This window comes from Rahnella victoriana, from assembly GCF_021276285.1.
Taxonomy (GTDB): Bacteria; Pseudomonadota; Gammaproteobacteria; order Enterobacterales; family Enterobacteriaceae; genus Rahnella; species Rahnella victoriana.
The window spans coordinates 324,174-344,885 of sequence record NZ_CP089920.1; the positions used below are offsets into that span (position 1 = coordinate 324,174).

Annotated in this window: 21 protein-coding genes; 11 read left to right on the forward strand and 10 right to left on the reverse strand. The window is 54.3% G+C overall.

Annotated elements, in window-relative coordinates:
• The first annotated feature begins 1 nt into the window (after position 1).
• Positions 2-535, forward strand: coding sequence for an isopentenyl-diphosphate Delta-isomerase (idi, locus tag J9880_RS22820; RefSeq protein ID WP_131693924.1), 534 nt, complete (start codon positions 2-4; stop codon positions 533-535).
• On the opposite strand, the gene J9880_RS22825 is transcribed toward idi, so the two are convergent.
• Entirely contained in the window at positions 488-1,024 is a 537-nt protein-coding gene (locus tag J9880_RS22825) for an AAA family ATPase (protein ID WP_095925333.1), read from the reverse strand. The two genes, idi and J9880_RS22825, sit on opposite strands and share 48 nt — an antisense overlap.
• Positions 1,025-1,517: 493 nt before the next feature.
• Here J9880_RS22825 and J9880_RS22830 point away from each other — a divergent pair, with 493 nt between their 5' ends.
• Positions 1,518-1,775: a biofilm/acid-resistance regulator YmgB/AriR gene (locus tag J9880_RS22830; protein WP_095925334.1), complete on the forward strand. Its 258-nt coding sequence runs from the start codon at positions 1,518-1,520 to the stop codon at positions 1,773-1,775.
• A 58-nt stretch (positions 1,776-1,833) separates the two neighbouring features.
• On the opposite strand, the gene J9880_RS22835 is transcribed toward J9880_RS22830, so the two are convergent.
• Positions 1,834-2,691, reverse strand: coding sequence for an SDR family oxidoreductase (locus J9880_RS22835; RefSeq protein WP_232770888.1), 858 nt, complete (start codon positions 2,689-2,691; stop codon positions 1,834-1,836).
• A gap of 136 nt (positions 2,692-2,827) precedes the next feature.
• Here J9880_RS22835 and J9880_RS22840 point away from each other — a divergent pair, with 136 nt between their 5' ends.
• From J9880_RS22840 to J9880_RS22850, 3 genes are all read left to right on the forward strand, one after another.
• Positions 2,828-3,244 carry a winged helix-turn-helix transcriptional regulator gene (locus J9880_RS22840; RefSeq protein ID WP_095925336.1) on the forward strand — a complete coding sequence of 139 codons (417 nt, stop codon included), beginning with the start codon at positions 2,828-2,830 and terminating at the stop codon, positions 3,242-3,244.
• 117 nt (positions 3,245-3,361) lie between these two features.
• The gene (locus J9880_RS22845) at positions 3,362-3,928 is read left to right on the forward strand and encodes an antibiotic biosynthesis monooxygenase (RefSeq protein ID WP_095925337.1); all 567 of its coding nucleotides are present in this window, start codon (positions 3,362-3,364) and stop codon (positions 3,926-3,928) included.
• A 14-nt stretch (positions 3,929-3,942) separates the two neighbouring features.
• Positions 3,943-5,814, forward strand: coding sequence for an amidohydrolase (locus J9880_RS22850; protein WP_131693921.1), 1,872 nt, complete (start codon positions 3,943-3,945; stop codon positions 5,812-5,814).
• Between the two features lie 71 nt (positions 5,815-5,885).
• On the opposite strand, the gene chbG is transcribed toward J9880_RS22850, so the two are convergent.
• The 6 genes from chbG to J9880_RS22880 form a co-directional block, all read right to left on the reverse strand.
• Positions 5,886-6,644: a chitin disaccharide deacetylase gene (chbG, locus tag J9880_RS22855; protein ID WP_232770889.1), complete on the reverse strand. Its 759-nt coding sequence runs from the start codon at positions 6,642-6,644 to the stop codon at positions 5,886-5,888.
• A gap of 45 nt (positions 6,645-6,689) precedes the next feature.
• Positions 6,690-8,033: a 6-phospho-beta-glucosidase gene (locus J9880_RS22860; RefSeq protein WP_095925343.1), complete on the reverse strand. Its 1,344-nt coding sequence runs from the start codon at positions 8,031-8,033 to the stop codon at positions 6,690-6,692.
• 61 nt (positions 8,034-8,094) lie between these two features.
• Positions 8,095-8,934, reverse strand: a complete 840-nt coding sequence (gene chbR / locus J9880_RS22865; protein ID WP_095925344.1) for a transcriptional regulator ChbR — start codon at positions 8,932-8,934, stop codon at positions 8,095-8,097.
• 11 nt (positions 8,935-8,945) lie between these two features.
• Positions 8,946-9,293 carry a PTS N,N'-diacetylchitobiose transporter subunit IIA gene (gene chbA / locus J9880_RS22870; protein ID WP_095925345.1) on the reverse strand — a complete coding sequence of 116 codons (348 nt, stop codon included), beginning with the start codon at positions 9,291-9,293 and terminating at the stop codon, positions 8,946-8,948.
• Positions 9,294-9,358: 65 nt separating this feature from the next.
• The gene (chbC, locus tag J9880_RS22875; RefSeq protein WP_095925346.1) at positions 9,359-10,717 is read right to left on the reverse strand and encodes a PTS N,N'-diacetylchitobiose transporter subunit IIC; all 1,359 of its coding nucleotides are present in this window, start codon (positions 10,715-10,717) and stop codon (positions 9,359-9,361) included.
• Positions 10,718-10,839: 122 nt separating this feature from the next.
• A complete protein-coding gene (locus tag J9880_RS22880) occupies positions 10,840-11,160 on the reverse strand; it encodes a PTS sugar transporter subunit IIB (RefSeq protein WP_095925347.1) in 321 nt (106 codons plus the stop codon).
• Positions 11,161-11,505: 345 nt separating this feature from the next.
• Between J9880_RS22880 and J9880_RS22885 the strand changes: the two genes are divergently transcribed.
• The 4 genes from J9880_RS22885 to J9880_RS22900 all read left to right on the forward strand — a co-directional run bounded on the left by J9880_RS22885 (position 11,506) and on the right by J9880_RS22900 (position 17,173).
• Positions 11,506-12,540 (forward strand): LacI family DNA-binding transcriptional regulator, encoded by a 1,035-nt coding sequence (locus J9880_RS22885; protein WP_232770890.1) that lies wholly within the window; start codon positions 11,506-11,508, stop codon positions 12,538-12,540.
• Between the two features lie 805 nt (positions 12,541-13,345).
• The gene (locus J9880_RS22890) at positions 13,346-14,071 is read left to right on the forward strand and encodes a gluconate 2-dehydrogenase subunit 3 family protein (RefSeq protein ID WP_095925349.1); all 726 of its coding nucleotides are present in this window, start codon (positions 13,346-13,348) and stop codon (positions 14,069-14,071) included.
• 45 nt (positions 14,072-14,116) lie between these two features.
• Positions 14,117-15,886: a GMC family oxidoreductase gene (locus J9880_RS22895; RefSeq protein ID WP_095925350.1), complete on the forward strand. Its 1,770-nt coding sequence runs from the start codon at positions 14,117-14,119 to the stop codon at positions 15,884-15,886.
• 15 nt (positions 15,887-15,901) lie between these two features.
• A complete protein-coding gene (locus J9880_RS22900; protein WP_408637247.1) occupies positions 15,902-17,173 on the forward strand; it encodes a c-type cytochrome in 1,272 nt (423 codons plus the stop codon).
• Positions 17,174-17,229: 56 nt separating this feature from the next.
• Here the strand turns inward: J9880_RS22900 and J9880_RS22905 are convergent, their stop codons facing one another.
• Both J9880_RS22905 and J9880_RS22910 read right to left on the reverse strand, forming a co-directional pair.
• Positions 17,230-17,619 carry a DUF4440 domain-containing protein gene (locus J9880_RS22905; protein ID WP_195817836.1) on the reverse strand — a complete coding sequence of 130 codons (390 nt, stop codon included), beginning with the start codon at positions 17,617-17,619 and terminating at the stop codon, positions 17,230-17,232.
• Complete coding sequence (locus J9880_RS22910; RefSeq protein WP_232770891.1) at positions 17,616-19,004, reverse strand: MFS transporter; 1,389 nt, start codon at positions 19,002-19,004, stop codon at positions 17,616-17,618. The genes J9880_RS22905 and J9880_RS22910 overlap by 4 nt, the downstream gene beginning before the upstream one ends.
• Positions 19,005-19,118: 114 nt before the next feature.
• Between J9880_RS22910 and J9880_RS22915 the strand changes: the two genes are divergently transcribed.
• Positions 19,119-20,027 (forward strand): LysR family transcriptional regulator, encoded by a 909-nt coding sequence (locus J9880_RS22915; protein WP_232770892.1) that lies wholly within the window; start codon positions 19,119-19,121, stop codon positions 20,025-20,027.
• A 35-nt stretch (positions 20,028-20,062) separates the two neighbouring features.
• Positions 20,063-20,590 (forward strand): GNAT family N-acetyltransferase, encoded by a 528-nt coding sequence (locus tag J9880_RS22920; protein WP_232770893.1) that lies wholly within the window; start codon positions 20,063-20,065, stop codon positions 20,588-20,590.
• The last annotated feature ends 122 nt before the right edge of the window (positions 20,591-20,712 follow it).

A 20,712-nucleotide genomic window follows, 5' to 3' on the forward strand; every position in this document is an offset into this window, starting at 1 on the left:
TATGATTGAAGAAGTCGTGTTGCTTGACGTTAAAAATCAACCGGCGGGTACCATGGACAAAGCGCTGGTGCACACTGCACAAACGCCGTTGCATCTGGCATTTTCCTGCTATATCCACAACGATCGCGGCGAGATCCTGCTCACACGCCGCGCCCTGAGCAAAGTCGCCTGGCCGGGCGTGTGGACCAACTCCGTGTGCGGCCATCCGCTGCCCGGCGAATCCCTGCAATCTGCCGTCTACCGCCGCTGTCAGTATGAAATCGGCCTGTCGGTAGAAAAGATCACGTCGCTTATTGGCGAATTCCAGTACCGCGCGACCGATGCGTCGGGGATTGTCGAGAATGAGTTTTGCCCGATTTTTGCCGCTTTCAGCCGCCAGACGCCTGCGCCACGCGACACAGAAGTGATGGATTATCAGTGGGTAAAACCGGATGACCTGCTGAGCAGTGTGCGCGCTACGCCGTGGGCCTTCAGCCCGTGGATGGTGTTACAGCTGGGTCAGGTCACGGAGAAAAAGTTGAGTCTGCTGGGGTGATCGCAGACGGATAAAACGCACATGCTGCCAGGCGGGATCGTTAAGCAATGCCTGATACTGGCAGCGGTTTTTCGTATATGTCTTCAGCGTCCAAAGGATGATCGACTCCCGGCTGAAAAAACTTTTCCGAAATGTCTCCCGGTTTCCGGTGCCCGCCCAGATCTCTTGTTTCCCCCACGCCCGCGTCGCGGCACGTTTCACCGCCTGATACAGCGTGCGTCCGAAGGAATAATCCACCCACACGATCATGTCGATGTCGCGCCATTTCACGGCCTGCGTGCGTTTGTAATTGCCGTCAATCACCCAGCCGTCACTGCCCGCCAGCCGCGCTTCCAGACGGGCAAAAAATTGATCATCCGGCGTCCCCTGCCAGTCCGGTTGCCAGAACAACGCATCCAGTTCGATATAAGGAATGTTCAGCTGCTGAGAAATCGCCCGCGCCAGCGTCGATTTCCCGCTCCCGCTGGTTCCTATGACATTGATTTTCACTGCCAGACTCCTTATCCGCACCGGTTTACGCAAAAAAAGGGCGGTTATTCTGCCGTACAGGATCGGTCTTGTACAGAACGTTAACGCCCTTTCCGCAACCATTACCGGCGGAACTAAATCATGACGTGAATGTATCAGAAGCTCGCAGAATGAACATTTTGTGCTATACACCTTATTGCTAGCAACAGAAATGCAGATTTTTCGTTGCCATACCTGTACATACTCGCAATCTTTGTATAACTTTCTGTGACCCCTGCTTCATCATTAGTCCGTCTTTTACGGGCATATTCAGCCTGACCTTTGGAAGGAAAGCAGATTTCCCTTCTTCCAAAGGTTTTTTTCATGGCTGGCGTTTTCAGGTTTTATCGCGAAACGATCTGATGAGTCCGGGGCGGACATTGTGAAGAAAAACTTCACAATACTCTCTTTTCTGACTGGCAATAGGCACTTTTCAGCCGGTAAAAAAACCGCTGAACAGTTTAAGGAGGTCTACATGCAACTCGAAGCAGAACAAACAGTTACAGAAATCAGTGATTATCTCAAAGTCCGTGAGACGCCCACGCTAAGTGAAGTTGAAATCCTCGGGACCCTTGTCTCAGGGCTTTTACACAGCCGTTATCCGGTGAGCAATAAGGCCATTATTGAAGGTCTGGTAAGACAGCTTGAACAGGACACCAATGTCAGTAATCAGCAAGGTTGCCGTAACTTGCTGGAACTGGTGCTGCTTTCCACGCAGGATGATGTGATTTAAAGAGGTTACCGGCCTGTTAATCACATTGTTAACAGGCCGGAGCACAATCACCTTGCGGTTAAAGCGATTTCAGGGTCGCGGCAATCACGTCTTTGAACGGTGTGGTCGGGCGACCAATCAGTTTGCTCAATGTATGAGAATCATCAAACAGACCGCCTTTCTCTGCACCCGCATCAGAATCCGCCAGCATAGTCGCCAGCCCTTCCGGTAAACCGGCACCGAGCAACGCTTTAGCGAACTCCGCTTCCGGCAGATTGATGTAATCCACTTTCTTACCTGACTGACGTGCAATTTCCGCCGTGAACTCCGTCAGCGTATAAGCCTCGTCACCCGCCAGCTCGTAAATTTTCCCGGCCTGATCATGTTGTGTCAGCACCGCCGCGGCTGCCTCAGCGTAATCCTGACGCGCGGCGGAAGAGATTTTTCCATCGCCGACCGCACCGATAAAGGCGTTATGCGCCAGGGCAGGCGCGATGCTCGCCGCATAGTTTTCGGTGTACCAGCCGTTACGCAGCAGCACAAAAGGAATGCCGGATTCACTTAACGCTTTTTCCGTCGCACGGTGTTCAACACCCAGACCCAGCGGACTTTTATCTGCATGCAGCAGGCTGGTGTACGCCAGAAGTGTTACGCCTGCACGTTTCGCCGCCGCAATGACCGCGTTGTGCTGCGCTTCACGCTGCCCCACTTCACTGGAAGAAATCAGCAGCAGTTTCTCCACGCCTTTGAAGGCGGCTTCCAGCGTCGCAGGCTGGCTGTAATCGGCCTGACGCACATCCACCCCCAGATCGGCCAGATCCTGCGCTTTTTGCGGATTACGCACCGCCGCAATAATCTGATGAGCAGGCACTTTTTTCAGAAGTGCGGCAATAACAAGGCGGCCTAACTGGCCGGTAGCACCGGTAATGGCGATCATATGATTTCTCCAAAAGTGTTCAACACAACGTTTATTGTCATACAAAGTTTATGTTCAGAATGGCGCAAAATGCGTCGCCGTGAACACATCCTATGCGATATACTTACTTTTCGTAAGTACGCACCAAAAGGTTAGTATGAAAATAATTCCCGCTGAATCCTCCACCGGACGTTTACCCCTTTCCGAGCAAATCCGTCGCGGCGAAGTGCTGGATCCCAACTGCCCGTCGCGCGAGATCCTGCGCCACATCACCAGCCGCTGGGGTTTGCTGATCCTGATCGCCCTCAGTGACGATACCCTGCGTTTCAGTGAGTTACGCCGTAAGGTCGGCGGCGTCAGTGAAAAGATGCTGGCGCAGACCTTACAGTCACTGGAAGAAGACGGGTTTATTGACCGCCGTTCTTATCCGGTGGTGCCGCCGCATGTGGAATATTGTCTGACGCCGCTGGGCATCGAAGTGAAAGATCAGGTCGCCGGGCTGGCAGACTGGCTGGAGTCGAATCTGCACCGCGTATTGAAGCAGCGCAGCCTGCGCGTCGTGGGCGGCGAGTGATTAACAAAAAATCTTAACAAGAACGCCAAAATTCTCACCTATCATTGATTCAACCCGCCGACTAACATCATTTCATTGATTCGATAAATCTTTCTTTTAAATCAGCTGAGGTGATGTATGTCCGCGTCCCAGACCCACAATCAACATGTCACGCTTGTGATTACGCATAAAATTGCGCCTGCGAGCGAGGCGGAGTACGAAGCCTGGCTGAATAAAATTATGCCGCAGGCCGGTACGTTTCCGGGACATCTTGGCGTCAACGTCATCCGCCCGAGCCGCAGCGGCGATCCCTATACCATTCTGGTGCGTTTCGACACGCTGGAAAATCTTAACGCCTGGCATAACTCGGACCTGCGCAAACAGCTGGTAGCGGAAGTCAGCCCGTTGCTGTTGCAAAACGACAACACCGAGGTGCGCCCCGGTGCCGAATTCTGGTTCACCCCGCCCAATGCCAGTGTCCGTCCGCCAGCCCGCTGGAAACAGTATCTGCTGACATTGGGCGTCATTTATCCCTCTACCCATATTGTGCCCTGGTTTTGGGGGCAGATTTTGCCACAGCTCAGAGGCACCGAAGGCGGTCATTTACTCAATGACGCCTCCGTGGTCGGGCTGGTGGTTTTCCTCTGGATGCCGGTCGTTACACGAGTTTTCCATTCATGGCTTACGCGCGTTTCAGCGCAATAACAGGAGCTTTTCCGATGACAAGTTTTGCTTCCCTGATCCTGCTTAACGGTAAATTTCATACCGTTGACAGAGAAAAACCACTGGCCAATGCCGTCGCCATCAAAGACGGCAAATTTCTGGCAGTCGGTACTGAAAATGAAGTGATGCAGTTTGCCGATGCGCAGACGCAGGTGGTGGATTTACAGGGTCATACGGCCATTCCCGGCCTGAACGACTCGCACCTGCACCTGATCCGTGGCGGTCTGAATTACAATCTGGAACTGCGCTGGGAAGGCGTGCCTTCGCTGGCCGATGCCTTGCGGATGCTGAAAGAACAGGCGCTGCGCACGCCAAGCCCGCAGTGGGTGCGCGTGGTGGGGGGCTGGACAGAGTTTCAGTTTGCCGAACGCCGTATGCCGACGCTGGATGAAATTAATCAGGCCGCGCCGGACACGCCGGTATTTATCCTGCACTTATACGATCGTGCCCTGCTCAACCGCGCGGCGCTGAAAGTGGTCGGTTACACCAAAGACACGCCGAATCCGCCGGGCGGTGAAATTCAGCGCGACAGCAACGGCAATCCTACCGGCATGCTGATCGCCAAACCTAACGCGATGATTCTGTACTCCACGCTGGCGAAAGGCCCGAAATTGCCGCTGGAACAGCAGGTAAACTCCACCCGCCAGTTTATGCGCGAACTGAACCGTCTCGGCCTGACCAGCGCCATCGACGCGGGCGGCGGCTTCCAGAACTATCCTGAGGATTATCAGATCATCGATGAACTTCATCAGAAAAATCAGCTGACCGTGCGCATCGCCTACAACCTGTTTACCCAGCGTCCGCAGCATGAACTGGAAGATTTCGAACTGTGGACCGACATGCTGAAACCCGGTCAGGGCACCGATTTTTATCGTCACAACGGCGCAGGCGAAATGCTGGTGTTTTCTGCCGCTGACTTTGAAGACTTCCTGCAACCGCGTCCGGATTTACCGCCGGGAACGGAAGTCGAACTCGAGCGCGTGGTGCGACATCTGGTGGAACACCGCTGGCCGTTCCGCCTGCATGCCACCTATGACGAGTCGATCAGCCGCATGCTGGATGTCTTTGAGAAAGTGAATCAGGATATTCCGTTCAACGGGTTGCACTGGTTCTTTGACCATGCGGAAACCATCACCGAACGCAATATCGAGCGCGTGAAAGCGCTGGGCGGCGGTATCGCGGTGCAGCATCGCATGGCGTTTCAGGGGGAATATTTCGCTGACCGCTACGGCATCGAAGCCACCAAACATACGCCGCCGGTAGCAAAAATGTTGTCCGCCGGTGTGCCGGTCGGTCTGGGTACGGATGCCACCCGCGTCGCCAGTTACAACCCGTGGACCGCGCTGTACTGGCTGGTTTCCGGCCGTACTGTCGGCGGTATGGCAATGTACGATGATGACGCCCGTATCGACCGCGAAACGGCGCTGATGTTGTGGACGCAGGGCAGTTCCTGGTTCTCCAGCGAGCAGGGCAAAAAGGGGCAAATCAAAGCCGGTCAGCTGGCGGATCTGGCGGTGCTGTCCGAAGATTTCTTCAGCGTGCAGGAAGAACGGATTAAGGGTATCGAATCGGTAATGACCGTGGTGGATGGCAAAGTGGTCTACGCCGCAGGCAGTTTCTCGCCGCTGGCACCGCCTGCTATTCCGGTGCTGCCGGACTGGTCGCCGGTCACCACCGTGCCGGGGCATTACCGCTCCGCGCCGCCACAGGGTGCCGCCCGCGTCGGGTTAGTGCGTCAGGGACATCAGTGCGTCGGCCCGTGTGGCGTGCACAAACACAGCCATGATATTGCCCGCGGCTCCGATGTCCCGGTGTCCGATGACAATGCCTTCTGGGGCGCATTAGGTTGTTCGTGTTTCTCGTTCTGATCCTGTCTTAACGCGGTAAAAAAGGCCTGCAAACGCAGGCCTTTGTTTTGTCGGGCGAGTCGCGCCACAGGCTATAAATCCTGAAACGATCCCAGCCGGAAACCCCGTTCAGCTATCGCCGTTTTAAGCGAAGCCGCGGTCAGGACATCCAGTTCCGCCAGTCGCGGATAGCAGTATTTGCTCGCCAGCAGGGTGTTATCGATAAACGCCGGATGGGTCATGATTTCAAGCGTCCGGTCACCGCGCTGCGTGGCGTGGTCGAGGGTGTGCAGAAACAGTTGCTCTGAAATCGCCTCGCCATAAAACGTGCTGTCAAAACCATCGGTGCTTTTCGCGCCGCACAGCGTGATTTCGCCCCTGCGAATTTCATCGCGATCGATACGCACCGGGATGCCCTTCTGTTTCGCGAACGCTTCGACGATGGGGAAAATCTGCGGGAACATATGTACGTGATGATGGCTGTCGAGATGCGTCGGCGGGCGACCAAACACCGCCACGAAACGGTCAAACTGGCATTGCAGCTCCCGGGCGATTTCATCCAGCGGCAGCGTGCCCTGCTCCGCCATTTCCCAGATCCATTTGCCCAGTTCACCGTCCCGGACCAGTCCCGGCATCGGCGACAGCGGACGACCGAGCGTCAGCACAAAATGCATGCCCACCGCCAGTTCAGGCGCCGCCGCGCTGAGCAGCGCCGCGTGCTCCACGGCGGCCATGTTGACCATCGCGGTGGTGGAAGTCACGACACCGTGGTTAAACGCCTCGATAATCCCGTAGTTCTGCGCCTTGCACAGCCCGAAATCATCGGCGTTCACGATCAGTAATTTATCCATAAGCCTCCCTGTGAAAACCTTCCCGTCACCGGGAAGGCCATCAGGTTATTTCAGTGTGGCGATGGTTTCTGCAAAATTCGGCAGCAACTTTTCATGCGCCAGCAGCATTTCACGCGCCAGAATTTCAGCATCTTTATCGGAATGGATCAGCGGGCTGAGATTCATGGCCAGCAGCACGTCATTCAGCTTGCCGCTCAGTGCCGCCTCGCTGGCGGCGACTTCGAAGCCTTTGATGGTGTAAATCAGGCCCAGCACTTTTTCGTCAAAATGCGTGATGCGCGGATGCGGTTTCGCGCCGTCGCGTCCGATGGTACAGGTCATTTCAACCGCCCAGTCCGCCGGAATGTTATCAATATGGCCGTTGTGCGGGAAGTTGACGTACTGCTCGGTTTGTTTGTCGTTATAAATCGCGCTGATCACTTCGCAGGCCGCGTCGGAATAATACGCCCCGCCGCGCAGTTCCAGCTCTTTCGGTTTGACGTTCAGATCAGGGTTTTTATACAGATCGAACAGCTGTTTTTCGACTTTCTGTACCACGGTGGCACGCGCGCCGCCTTTATAGAACTCGCCCATTTCAATCGCCAGCATCTCTTTCTGCTTAAAGTAGTACAGCAGATAGGAGCACGGCAGCAGATTCAGGGAGCGGATCAGGCCTTCGCTGAACGGCAGATCAAAGATATTTTTCACCGAACCGGCGGTCAGGGTGCCGGACGCAACGCCGTCGAGCAGCTCAGCAAAGCGCGATTCACCGTTGACCAGCACATCTTTGATGAAGACCATGTGGTTCAGACCAAACAGGTCGATGGACAAGTCGTCCTGCGGCGTCAGTTTCAGCACATCCTGAATAAACATTTTCATGCCGACAGGAATATTGCACACGCCGATGAATTTCTTGAATTTGGTGTGGCGGAACACCGCTTCCGTCACCATTCCTGCCGGGTTGGTGAAGTTAATCACCCAGGCGTCCGGGCAGATTTCTTCGACGTCTTTGATGATGTCAAAGATCACCGGGATCGTCCGCAGCCCCTTGAACAGACCGCCTGCGCCGTTGGTTTCCTGCCCGAGATAACCGTGGCTGAGCGGAATACGTTCGTCCAGTTCACGCGCTTTCAGCTGACCGACCCGCAACTGGGTGGTGACAAAATCGGCACCGGCCAGAGCTTCACGGCGATCCAGCGTTTTATGCATCACAATCGGCACGCCTGCACGTTCCACCATGCGCTGGCAAAGATTGAAAATGATGTCCTGTTTCTCTTTCCCGGCTTCAACATCCACCAGCCATAATTCCGTGATGGGTAATTCGTTATAACGCTTAATAAAGCCTTCAAGTAATTCCGGGGTGTAGCTGCTTCCGCCACCAATAGTAACGACTTTCAGTTTCTGAGACATAGGAACTCCCGTGCAATAATAATGCACTGTAAATTAAAAACAGATAATTGAATAAATCGGGTTAATTAATGCTGCACAACTTCTTCCGGTAATGATTCGGGGTAAAAGAAGTCAGCTTCTTAAAGTTTTTAATAAACATACTCGGGCTGCTGTATCCGGAATCAAACGCAATATCCGTGACCGAGTAATTGGTGATCTCCAGCTGTTTGCGGGCAAAATCAATGCGAATTTCATTGATGATTTGCATCGGTGTTTTGCCGTAATGACGTTGTGTGGCGCGGGTCAGATATTCCTGCGATTTACCGGAAAGCGCCACCATATTCGACAAGGCTTTATCACCAAACTGCGCCTTATCGTGCATCTTCTCCACGGTGGTTTTAAGCCAGCCCGGAATATCAGTGGTCACTTCTGTTTCGCGGTGATGACGCAGACGGTTCACAATATAAAACGTCACCACTTCCAGAAATTCGTTAAATTCCCCGTTGCGGAAATTAAGCGAGGCAATCACTGACTCGATATAAGTCAGGAATTCCGTTTTGACCTGATAAACCTGCGACGCCACAAACCGTGAAGGCAATAACGATAAATAATGCTGTTCGAAAAACGCTTTGCTGATCCCGACATTTAATATGCGCGTCGGACCAAACTCATAAAAACTTTGATGGTTTGACCCTAACGGAATAAACACAAAATCGCCGCGTTCAAGCAATACCCGTTTACCGTTCACGCTCTGGTAATACCGGCCCGTCAGTACGACAGTAAATTCGTAGTAATCATGTTCATGCAGTCCCGAAATGCTCTCTACCTTGTTGTAGATAAACATATGGAAATTCTGACCGTCGAAGAGTTGATTTTCGCGCGCTGTCTTAATTTCCATACTCAGTACCGGTGGCTGCATCATGGCTTCCTACGTTATTTTATTTTTTCATGAAGCTCAATGAGTTCCGCTATCAGTTCACGGGCCAGCATCGACGTCATCAGATGATCCTGCGCGTGCACCAGCACCAGACTGACTTTGGTTTTCCCTTCGCCTGCGTCGCCTTCGATCAGCTGAGTCTGGATCAGATGCGCCTCATTCAGCGCCATTTTGGACTGCGCCATCACCGCGCGCGCCTGCTCAAAATCGCCCTCTTTGGCTTTTTTCAGCGCGACATACGCCAGGCTGCGGGCTTCGCCGGAGTTAATGATTAACCCCATCACCACTTCTTCCAGCCCCTGCAGTTCTTCTTCCGTCGCAACAATGTTCTCTAAATCAAACATCTTTATCTCTCCATGATGAGCCGCTCAGCGTGGGAAGGTTCGCCCTTCCCACAGCGGATTTCAGATTAGAATTTCAGTGCAGCCGCAATATCTTCTTCGCTTTCTTCTTCCTCAATAATCGCCTGCGCCTTGTTAGACAAGATGACGAATGGCATATAGACCAGCGTGGCGATGCCGAGGTTGAACAACGCGACCAGCAGTGCCGCAATACTGCCGTTACTGTTAAAGAACGCGCCGAGGCCGGTCGGCATGGTCCAGGGTGCCAGGTTGGTGACCGGCGGGATGATGCCCATGCTGTAAGCCGCCAGGGTGATCGCCGCCAGAATCGGCTGAACCAGCACAAACGGGATAAACATCACCGGGTTCATGATAATCGGCAGACCAAACAGGATCGGTTCGTTAATCTGGAAGATGCCAGACGGCAGTGCCAGCTTCGCCACCTGACGGTGATCGGCACGGCGTGAGGCGATAAAGATGGCGATGATAAGCCCGAGGGTCGCACCGGAACCGCCCAGCAGGATATAGGAATCCAGCATCGGTTTGGCCCAGAAGTGGAAGGTTTTCCCCGCATCAATCGCTGCACTGACTGAACCGTATTCGGTATACAGCGCGATATTTTCCAGCGCCCACGGCGTCATGATGCCGTTATCGAGCGCCGTCAGCGCCAGAGAACCGTGCACACCGAAGAACCACAGCAGGGAGTTGAAAATCACATACGCCCAGCCGACGACGCTGCCCATGGCCGCCAGAGGTTTGGAAATAGAATCCATAATAATCTGGTGGAAGTTGTGGCCATATAATCCGAGTAACCAGGAAATAACCCCGAAGATAAACAGAATAATAAAGCCGGGAATTAATGCCGAGAAGGAACGGGAAACAGAAGAAGGCACGCTGGCGGGCAAGGTAATTACCCAGTTCCGGCGGATAACAAAGGTGAACATCTCCGCGACCACCAGACCGATGACCATACCGGAAATAATATTCGCTCCGCCCAGCCAGTTTGCGCCAACCGCATAAGCTTCACCGACGCTGTAGGGTGTCACGGTCATAAAGGCCGCCACGGCTAATAAACCGGCGGAAAGCGAATCGACTTTACGTTCTTCCGCTAATGCCATGCCGATAAAGAACGGTGCCATCAGCGACATAATCCCCAGCGTACCGTTATAAACATTGATGCCGATGGTTTTTAAACCCGCGAGGGTTTCGATGGTAGACGGATCTAAACGCACGCCTAAGGAATAAAAGAAAGAACCGGCACCAAAGTTCAGGAATACGTTATTAATTAAAACGAACATGGCGCCCGCGAGGGTCAGCGGCATTAATTTAATAAAGCCATTTTTGATGGCATTAATATGAGGCTGTTTGCCTATTCTGACAGCAAAAGGAAGAAGTATCTTTTCAAGTGAATCAATAGCTTTGCTCATGGGCATTTTCCTTTAATGCCGCCTTCCGGCGGCCAGGGATGAAATTCGCTCTTTGACTGGATTTCTCTTTGACATAAAAATACAAAAAATGGGTAATGCAAAAGTTGACGCTAAACGTTAATTCACTGCGCTGCTGCTTTTTTGATCGCCGCGACTGCCGCTTTCAATACACCAAGTCCATCAATTTTGCCGTACAGGCCAGAATCAATCACTTCTACCGGTTTGCCCGGTAACACTTTTTTAATTTCATCCAGCATGTAGGCAATTTGCGGCCCCAGCAGGATCACATCGGCAGCCGCGCCTTTTTCAGCGGCCAGTGTTTCAGGAAATGCTTCAATAATGACCGGCACTTCATATTTCTCAGCCTGCACTTTCATTTTAGAAACCAGCAGGGAGGTGGACATTCCGGCGGAACAAAACAAATAGATGACTTTCTTTTCCATGTTGAAACCCTCATATCCCGATAAATTGCAGCTCAGGCAACGGTTGTTCCTTCACCTGTGAGAATGTGCTCAGAGCAAATACATGAAGATGACCCATTGTCTCTGCCTGAGAGGAGTATACGGCAACACTTTTGGACAGGATAATTTCGAACTTATAGAAATCGTCTCTCCTTGACCATTGGCTATGACTCCCTTCACGTTTTGGGCAAATAATTCGCGCGAATAAATAAGTGGCGAAGGTGAGCCCCGCAACAAGAAGTTAACATTTACACTTACCCAGACAGGGGACAATATGAGAAACTAACAATGTTTGCGCAAACATTCCCCTTATGACGCCAGAATGCCGTGGTTAACGTTTTGAATACTAAAATAAAAAATCATAAAGGCCGTTCCCGTACGGCCACGCTCGAGGATGTCGCACAGGCCGCCGGTCTCTCCCCGATGACCGTCAGCCGTGCGCTGAACAATCCCAAAGTCGTGCGTCCGGCCACCATTGCCCGCGTGATAGAAGCGGTCAGCAGCACCGGTTATATCCCGAATATGCTGGCAGGCGGACTGGCAACCAGCCGCACCAAACTCATCGCCGTGGTGGTCCCGCAGATCAACAACAACATGTTTGTCGATACCGTGCAGGCCATCAGCGACCAGCTCGCCGCCCGCGGCTATCACATGCTGTTGTGCATTGTCGGCTATGAGCCGGAAGATGAAACCGACATCGTCTCCACCCTGCTTTCCCGCCGCCCCGATGGCATTGTGCTGACCGGGATTCATCACACCTCGGAACTGAAACGCATCATCCTCAACGCCAATATTCCGGTGGTGGAGATCTGGGATTTAACGCCCACGCCGATTGATATGCTGATTGGTTTCTCACACGAAAAAGTCGGCAATGCCATCGGTGACTATTTTCGCGATAAAGGCTTTACGCGTTTTGGTTTCATCTGTGCATCGGACCGCCGCGCCATGGTGCGGAAAAACGGCGCCATCAGCGTATTGCGGACGATCTCCGGACACGACATTAAAGAAGTGATCGTCTCCCGTCCGGCGAACATGGAAGTCGGACGCCACGCCCTCAGGCAACTGCTTGCCACCGGCGCACCTTTCGACGCCATCATTTGCAGTTCCGACACGCTGGCACAGGGCGCGATCATGGAGGCAGAGGCACAGGGTTTGCGCGTACCGGAGGATTTCTCGGTGATCGGTTTCGCGGACCTGAACTTTGCCGCCCATAACCGCCCGGCGATAACCACCGTCAGTGTCGAAAAATGGGATTTAGGCATCCGTGCAGCGGATATGCTGGCGGATAAAATTGAAGGCATCGCGGTTGAAGAACCGATTGTCGATATGGGTTACCGGCTGGTGATTCGGGAGTCAGCTTAGGGTTTTCAGCTCCTCCCTCTGCGAAGGGGGAGGCAGGGAGGGGGTTTAGCAGACCACTCCAATACCCCAACCCGCGCACACTTCAGCACTCACTTTTACCTTAATACCCCACCCCAGCCCTCCCCTTCGCAGGGGAGGGAGCAGCCCGGTTTTCAGCTCCTCCCCCTGCGAAGGGGGAGGCGGGGAGGGGGTTTAGCAAACCACACCCATACCCAAACCCGCGCACACTTCAGCACTCACTTTTGACCTTAATACCCCACCCCAGCCCTCCCCTTCGCAGGGGAGTGAGCAGCCCGGTTTTCAGCTCCTCCCCCTGCGAAGCGGGTGGCAGGGAGGGGGTTTAGCAAACCACACCCATACTTAAACCCGCACATACTTCAGCACTCACTTTTGACCTGAACACCCTTCCCTTTCTCAGCAGCAGCCGGGCTGAATTATTATCCGAAATTGAAATTCATTCTTATTTGTTGTGAATGTTAGCTAACATTTCAAACAACAAATAACAGGAACTTTCCTCATGGAATTATATTGTTCTAATTTTAACCCTGAGAATTTAAAAGTCATTTTGATAATCAATGCTAATTCCACGGCTGATAACAGAGGAGAGTGAAAATCACATCACATTGTTTTTAAATGATTTTAAATCAAATCTTATGTCTTCCCTGCCCGCAAATATTGCCCACCCCACACTCCCTATGGAATTTATTCATTTATTTTGGATGTAGCGGTGATATTATAAATTTGTACCCAAAAATAATAATAATTAACCCAAACTTAACATCAGGCATGTGAGAGTCGTAATTCTATGCTCCTTCAAAAAAAAACAACCCGTCGCAAGTTTTTACTTGGGTCGCTGATGGCTTTGCCTGTCGGCACCATCATGATGAAAGGGCTGTCAGCGGCAGAAGCTGCGGAAATGGCTGCCCCGGACTTACTCGATTATAAACCGATATTTTTCAGCGCCGAAGAGTGGCAGTTCATTATGGCCGCCGCTGACCGGCTGATCCCCGCAGGCGGCAAAGGCAAAGCACCGGGCGCACTCGAAACTAACGTGCCGATTTTTATCGATCAGCAGATGCACGGCGATTTCGGCGAAGAAATCTACATGCAGGGTCCGTTCAACGTACATGCTCCGGCCACGATGGGATATCAGATCCCGTTCCGCCCGCAGCAAATCTATAAAACCGGCATTCGTATTGCGAACGGCTGGTGTCAGCAAAATCATCAGAAAGCCTTCCATGAGCTGAACGATCAGGACAAAGACAACGTCCTGACTCAGCTTCAGAAAAACGGCATTAAGTTTGCGGACGCAGGCGAAGAAAATCTCGTCGCTTCGCAATTCTTCAGCGAACTGCTTTCAGATACCAAACACGGCTATCTGGCAGACCCGATTTATGGCGGAAACAAAGGGATGAAGGCGTGGATTGCCATCGGATTCCCCGGCGCTCGCGCCAGTTTCACCGAGTGGGTTAAGCAGCACAACGTCCCGTATCCGCTGGGACCCGTGAGCCTGCAGGGCGCGCGTGCCTGAGTGCCTCGCCCTATTCCCCTTTTCTGATGACTGACAGGATTTAAGATGGCAAAAGTAACGAAACCAGAAGTCGACGTCGTTGTTGTCGGCCTCGGCTGGGCTGGCTCACTGATGAGTATCGAGCTGGCGATGGCGGGCCTGACGGTTCGCGCGCTTGAACGCGGCGGCGATCGCGGCTACGAAGAATTCGCTTACCCGAAACCGGCGGACGAATACGCCTACGCGGTACGCAACAAAGTGATGGCGACACCGGCAGAAGCCGCTGTCACCGTGCGTTACAACATGAGTGAAACGGCCCTGCCGACCCGTAAATGGGGCGCGTTTGCGCCGGGTACCGGCGTTGGCGGCTCCGGTCTGCACTGGACGGCGGTATTGATTCGCCCGACACCGACCGATTTAAAACTCAAAACCTACGCGGATGAGGCTTACAAGCCGGGCATCTTGCAGGAAGACATGCGGATCATGGATTTCCCGTTCACCTGGGATGAAATCGAACCTTATTACACCAAATTTGAGCATATCTGCGGACAGTCCGGTAAAACCGGCAACCTGCGCGGTCAGATTATGGAAGGCGGTGACCCGTTCGAAGGGCCGCGTTCCGAGCCGTATCCGCTGCCTGCGCTGGAAGACACGCTTAACAGCAGCATGTTTGCGGAAGTCACCAAAAAGATGGGTTACCACCCGTTCCCGAACCCGTCGGCCTGCGTATCCCGCGCCTGGACCAACCCGTACGGCAACCAGATCGCGCCGTGTAACTACTGCGGTTATTGCAGTAAATATCCGTGCCTGAACTACTCGAAAGCGTCGCCGCAGACGGCCGTCATGGACGCACTGAAACGCATGGATAACTTCTCCTATGAAGTCCATGCCAACGTGCTGAAAGTTGAACTGCATGATGACAAGAAAACCGCCAAAGGCGTGATCTACATGGACGCAGACGGCAACGAGTGCTTCCAGCCAGCGAAAATCGTGGTGCTGAGCAGCTTCCAGTTCTGCAACGTGCGCCTGATGCTGCTGTCCGGGATCGGCAAACCGTACAACCCGATCACCGAAGAAGGCGTGATTGGCCGTAACTATGCGTTCCTGAGCAACGGCGGCTCGACGCTGTTCTTCAAAGATAAAAACTTCAATCCGTTCGCCACGGCAGGCGCGACCGGACAGATGTTCAACGACATCTCTCCGGGCAACTTTGACGGCCCTTCTTTAGGCTTTATCGGCGGTGCGAAAATCCACAGTTCGCAGGCCACCGGCACGCCAATCAGCACCTCGCTGCCAAAAGGCACGCCAGCGTGGGGCACCGGCTGGAAAGAAGGCATGGAAGAGTGGTACGGCCATTCGATGAAAATCAGCATCACCACCACCTGCCAGTCTTATCGCGACATTTATCTGGATCTCGATCCGAACTACAAAGATGAATATGGCTATCCGCTGCTGCGTATGACCTTCGACTGGAAACAGAACGAGCTCAAATTGCAGCAATACCTGAAAGGCATCGTCGGCAATATCACCAAAGAACTGAACCCGGACAGCTACAGCGAAAGCTTCCTGCCGATGGACGCGCATTTTGACCTGACCAAATACGTGTCGACGCACAACGTGGGCGGCGCGGTGATGGGCGATAACCCGAAAACGTCTGCGCTGAACAAGTTCCTGCAAAGCTGGGATGTGCATAACGTGTTTGTGCCGGGCGGCAACGCCTTCCCGCAAAACTTCCAGGCCAACCCGACCGATACCATCGGTGCGATCACCCTGATGGCGGCGCAGGCAATTAAAGATCAGTATCTGAAAAACCCCGGCCCGTTGGTTCAGGCTTAAGCGGAGATGAACACAATGAAACTCAAAGGTTTATTTATCGCTAACGCCCTGCTTCTGGGCGCAGGTTTTATGGCGAATGCGCAGGCGGATACCAATGCACAACCTGACAACGCGGCACTGATCAAACAGGGCGAGTATGTGGCGCGTCTGGGCGACTGCGGTGCCTGTCATACGGTGGCGGGCAAACCGGCGTTTTCCGGCGGGCTGGCGATCAATTCCAATCTCGGCACCATTTATTCCACCAACATTACCCCCGATAAAGACCACGGGATTGGCGGTTATAGCGAAGCGCAGTTCTCGGATGCGGTGCGTAAAGGCGTTCTGCCGGACGGCACCCGTTTGTATCCGGCCATGCCTTATCCGGATTACGCCAAAATCAACGATCAGGATATGCACGCGCTCTACGTTTACTTTATGCAGGGCGTAAAACCGAGTGCAGAGCAGCCACCGGAAACGGATCTGAGTTTCCCGTTCAGCCAGCGCTGGGGCATGCGGTTCTGGAACTGGGCGTTCGCGTCTGACAAGCCGTTCCAGCCGATCGGCGGCGCATCGGCGCAGGTGAACCGCGGCGCGTATCTGGTGGAAAGTCTCGGGCACTGCGGCAGTTGTCATACCCCGCGCGGATTCGGCATGAACGAAAAGGCGCTGGACAGCAGCGACTCTGATTTCCTGGCGGGCGGCAGCCTGAATAACTGGGATGTGCCTTCCCTGCGCGGCGTGGCGCACTGGAACGAGCAGGAGATCGTTGATTATCTCGGCAAAGGGCGTAATGACAAGGCGGCCGTTGGCGGTGAAATGACGTCTGTGGTGGAAAACAGTACCGCCCACATGACCGACGACGACCTGAAAGCCATCGCCGCTTACATCAAGTTCCTGGGCGGCAATCCGCCGGTTCCGGCAGAGGATACGCAGAAAGCCAGCGCGACTGAAGCCAGACTGACGGCGGCGAAAAACCTCAGTGAAGGCGAGCGTTTGTATCTGGATAACTGCGGTGCCTGCCACTTTGTCACCGGCAAAGGCGCACCGGGCGTGTTCCCGCAACTCGATCAGGCCACGATTGTGAATGCGAAAGACCCGACCGGGCTGATCCACACGATCCTTGCGGGCGCTCAGCAACCCTCCACCGCGCGGGCACCGTCAACGCTGGTGATGCCGGGCTTTGCCAACCGTCTGACCGACGAAGAAGCGGCGCAGTTGTCGACCTTCATCCGTCAGGGCTGGAGCAACAATGCACCGGCGGTCACGGCCAAAGACGTCAGCGAAGTCAGAAAAACCCTGACGAAGTAATCACTTTTGCAGGCTCAAACGGCTTTCCTCACGGAAGGCCGTTTTTTTATACGCGATCAGGCTGCTTGTGTTTCATGCAGATGACGCCACAGAATTTTCCCTTGTGCGTCCACCTCAAACACTGCCGTCGAATAACGTAACGTTTCCGGCTGGCCGGGCAACTGCTGGCGTTCCTGATAGGTAACGACCGCGCCAGACTCACTTTCTGCAATAACGACCAGTGCTTCCACATCAATTTTCAGCCCGCTTTTCGCGCCCCGCTGCGCGCCGAAAAAGGCACAGAGTGCCGGATGATCCAGACGGTGGCCGGTGAGGGTCACCATCGAATAGGCCGGACTAAAACGCGCCAGCAGCTCGTCACAAACCTGCTGAGGTGCCGCGGCGTCTGAGAACCAGCGCTGAATTAACACATGCGCATCAAACACTTCTTTCACAAAACGATTCATTTTCTTTCCTTTTGAAGTTCCTGTTGATGCCGTACCTGCACAATGTCACGGCCCGGCAACCGCAGGCACAACACGACCGGCACCATAACGCTGACGGCGGCAAAAATAAACGCCAGCCGGAAGGCAGATTGCGGCAGGTAAATCTGCAAAATATTCAGCATCACGCTGACCAGCGTCACGCCAAGACAAAAACTCAGCTGGCGGTTGATGTTCCACAACGCGCTGGCATCGGCCAGTTGCTGCGTCGGAATATGCAAAAACGCGCCACTTTGCGCCGTGCTGCTGCACAAACTGCTGCCCGCCCCCATCAGCGTGAACGCCGCGATCGCCAGCCAGGATTGTGCGGGAAACCCGCTGAGCAGTGCCAGCAAGCCAATGCCCGCGCCCTGAATCAGGCAGCCGGGAATGAACAGCGCCCGCGGCCCGATCCGGTTAAACATTTTGCCGGTAAAACTGATGGCAGCAAACGACGCCAGCGACCACGGCAACATCAGCGCGCCCGACTGCGCCGCCGTGAAATGCTGCTCATTTTGCAGATACAGCATGGCGATCAGGCTGACGCCGGTAAACACGCCGGGAATGCACTGATAAATCAGCATACCGGTGCGCAGCAGCGGATCTTTCATCAGCGTCAGATCCAGCAACGGCGCAGGGTGTTTTCGCGATATCCGCACAAACATCGTCATCAGACAGGCACCCGCCAGCAATAAAACGCTGCCGCTCAGCCATTCACTGTTTTCACCCAGCGACGTCAGCCCCCATAACACCAGCGCCAGTCCGCCATTCAGCAGCGCAAATCCTTTGAGATCGAACCGCCCTGCCGGTTCACGCGGCGTTTCTGGCAGCCAGCAAAGCGCCAGGATCCACGCCAGAAATGCCAGCGGCAAACTGGCGATAAATACCCAACGCCAGTTGAAGCTGTCCACGATAATGCCGCCGACGGCCGGGGAAAGCGCCGGAGCCAGCAGCCCGACCAGCATGATCACCGCCGAAAGTCGGGCGCGTTCATGGCTGCGGTACAGCGCATAGGTCAGCGTCTGGCCGACCGGGATCAGCAGCCCACCACCGATCCCCTGCACAATACGCCAGCTGATCAGCGAAACCAGACTCTGCGCACTTCCCGCGCCCGCTGACGCAAGCATAAAAATCATCAGCGAACAGGTGAATATCCGCCTTGCGCCAAAATGCACAGCCAGCCAGCGGCTGAGCGGAATAACCAGCGTCAGGCCCAGAATATAGCCGGTACTGACCCAGGCCAGCGCACTGACCGGCGCAGCAAACTGCCGCGCGATACCGGGATACGCCACGTTAGCGATAAACATGTTGATCAGATCAACGAAAAAACCCAGCAAATACACCGCGGCAACCCGCGCCCTGTGACTCATCTGCACTCATCCACGGTTGGTTAAGGCGGGCAATCTACCGGAGATATTGTCCGGGATAAACGGGCGCGGCACAGTTACACTGTCAAAATAATTTTGACAGTAAGGAAGCGTGACATGCTGAATTTGCAACGGCTGGAGATTTTTGTCGCGGTGGTTAACGCAGGCAGTTTTACCGGCGCGGCGGCCTCACTCGGGCTGACCAAAGCGGTAGTGAGTTTTAATGTGAAGCAGCTGGAAAGTGAAACTGGCGTCGCCCTGCTGACCCGTAGCACACGGCGGCTGGCGCTGACGGGATCGGGCGAACGTTTTTATCAGCGTTGTCAGGATTTATTGCAGGAAGCCGAAGCGGTGCTGGACGACGTGCGGCGCGATCACGGCGGACTGAGCGGCCAGTTGCGGATCACCAGTACGCCGGAATACGGCGCGCGGGTGGTGGTTCCGGCGCTGGCGGCCTTTGCTGCCCTGCATCCGCAACTGCGCATTCAGCATGTCGCGTCTTCACAACACGATGACCTGATCGCCGGACGCTTTGATCTGGCGATCCGTCTCGGCCAGCTCGCCGATTCAAGTCACCATGCCGCCACACTCGGCAGTTTTGAAATACGCCCCGTGGCCTCTGCACCGTATTTACAGCAGGCAGGAAAAATTGAAACGCTTGCGCAACTGGCGCAGGCCAGATGGATCGCCCACAGTCGCCTGCCGCTGCCGATGAACTGGCCGGTAACCGACAGGGCGGGAAAACCAAACCCGTTTCGCGTGACCACTCCGCCCGCCATTGTAGCGGACAGCGCCTCGGCGTTACTGGCGTTTGCGCTGGCAGGCGCAGGCGTCGCCCTGCTGCCAGACTGGCTGGTGCAGCCGGAAATCGACGCGCAACGTTTATGCCCTTTGCTGCCCGATCATCGTTTTCCGCCACAGGGCATTTTTGCGCTCTATCCCAACACCCGCCACGTGCCGGAAAAGGTGCGGCGGTTTATTGATTTTCTGCAAAAGCAGGCTGGCACTCTTCCCCGCTCAGGCTAAGATTTAATTCAGCTAACGGAAGGGAAATGTTCATTATGATCATCGAAACATCGCGGTTGCGGCTCAGGCCGGTGGAGGCTGAAGATGTCGGTTCACTTTTTGCCATTTACGGTGATCCGCAAACCCATCTGTTTAATCCGCGTGGCCCGCTTGCGGATAGGGCAGCGGCACAAGAAAAACTGAACGGCTGGTTACAGGAATGGCGGGATCACGGTTTCGGACACTGGGCGATTGCGCGGAGTCATAATCCGGAGGAAATTATCGGTTTTGGCGGTCTTGGCGTGCGTGAAGGCTACGAAAATCACCGGGTGTTCCTCGGCTATCGGTTTGCGACATCCGCGTGGGGAAAAGGGCTGGCGACAGAATTTGCCAGTGCGTCACTTAACACCGGTTTTGAGAAACTGGGCATCACGCGGATCTCCGCCACGGTGCGTGAAAATCATCTGGCATCACAGCGCGTTTTGCAAAAAATCGGTATGGAGAAAGTCGGTTTCGAAGGCGACCCGCTGCATGGCATCGGCAGTTATCTTTACCGGCAGACCGACCGACACCTGCTGCGCTGAATCTCAGGACGCCCTCCGGCCTGAGTTCAGATAAATCCGAGTCTCAGGCATCACCGGCTTTTTTTTCCTGAAAATACCTGTACAACTTCGCCCATCTTGTATAACTTTATAATCACACTGGT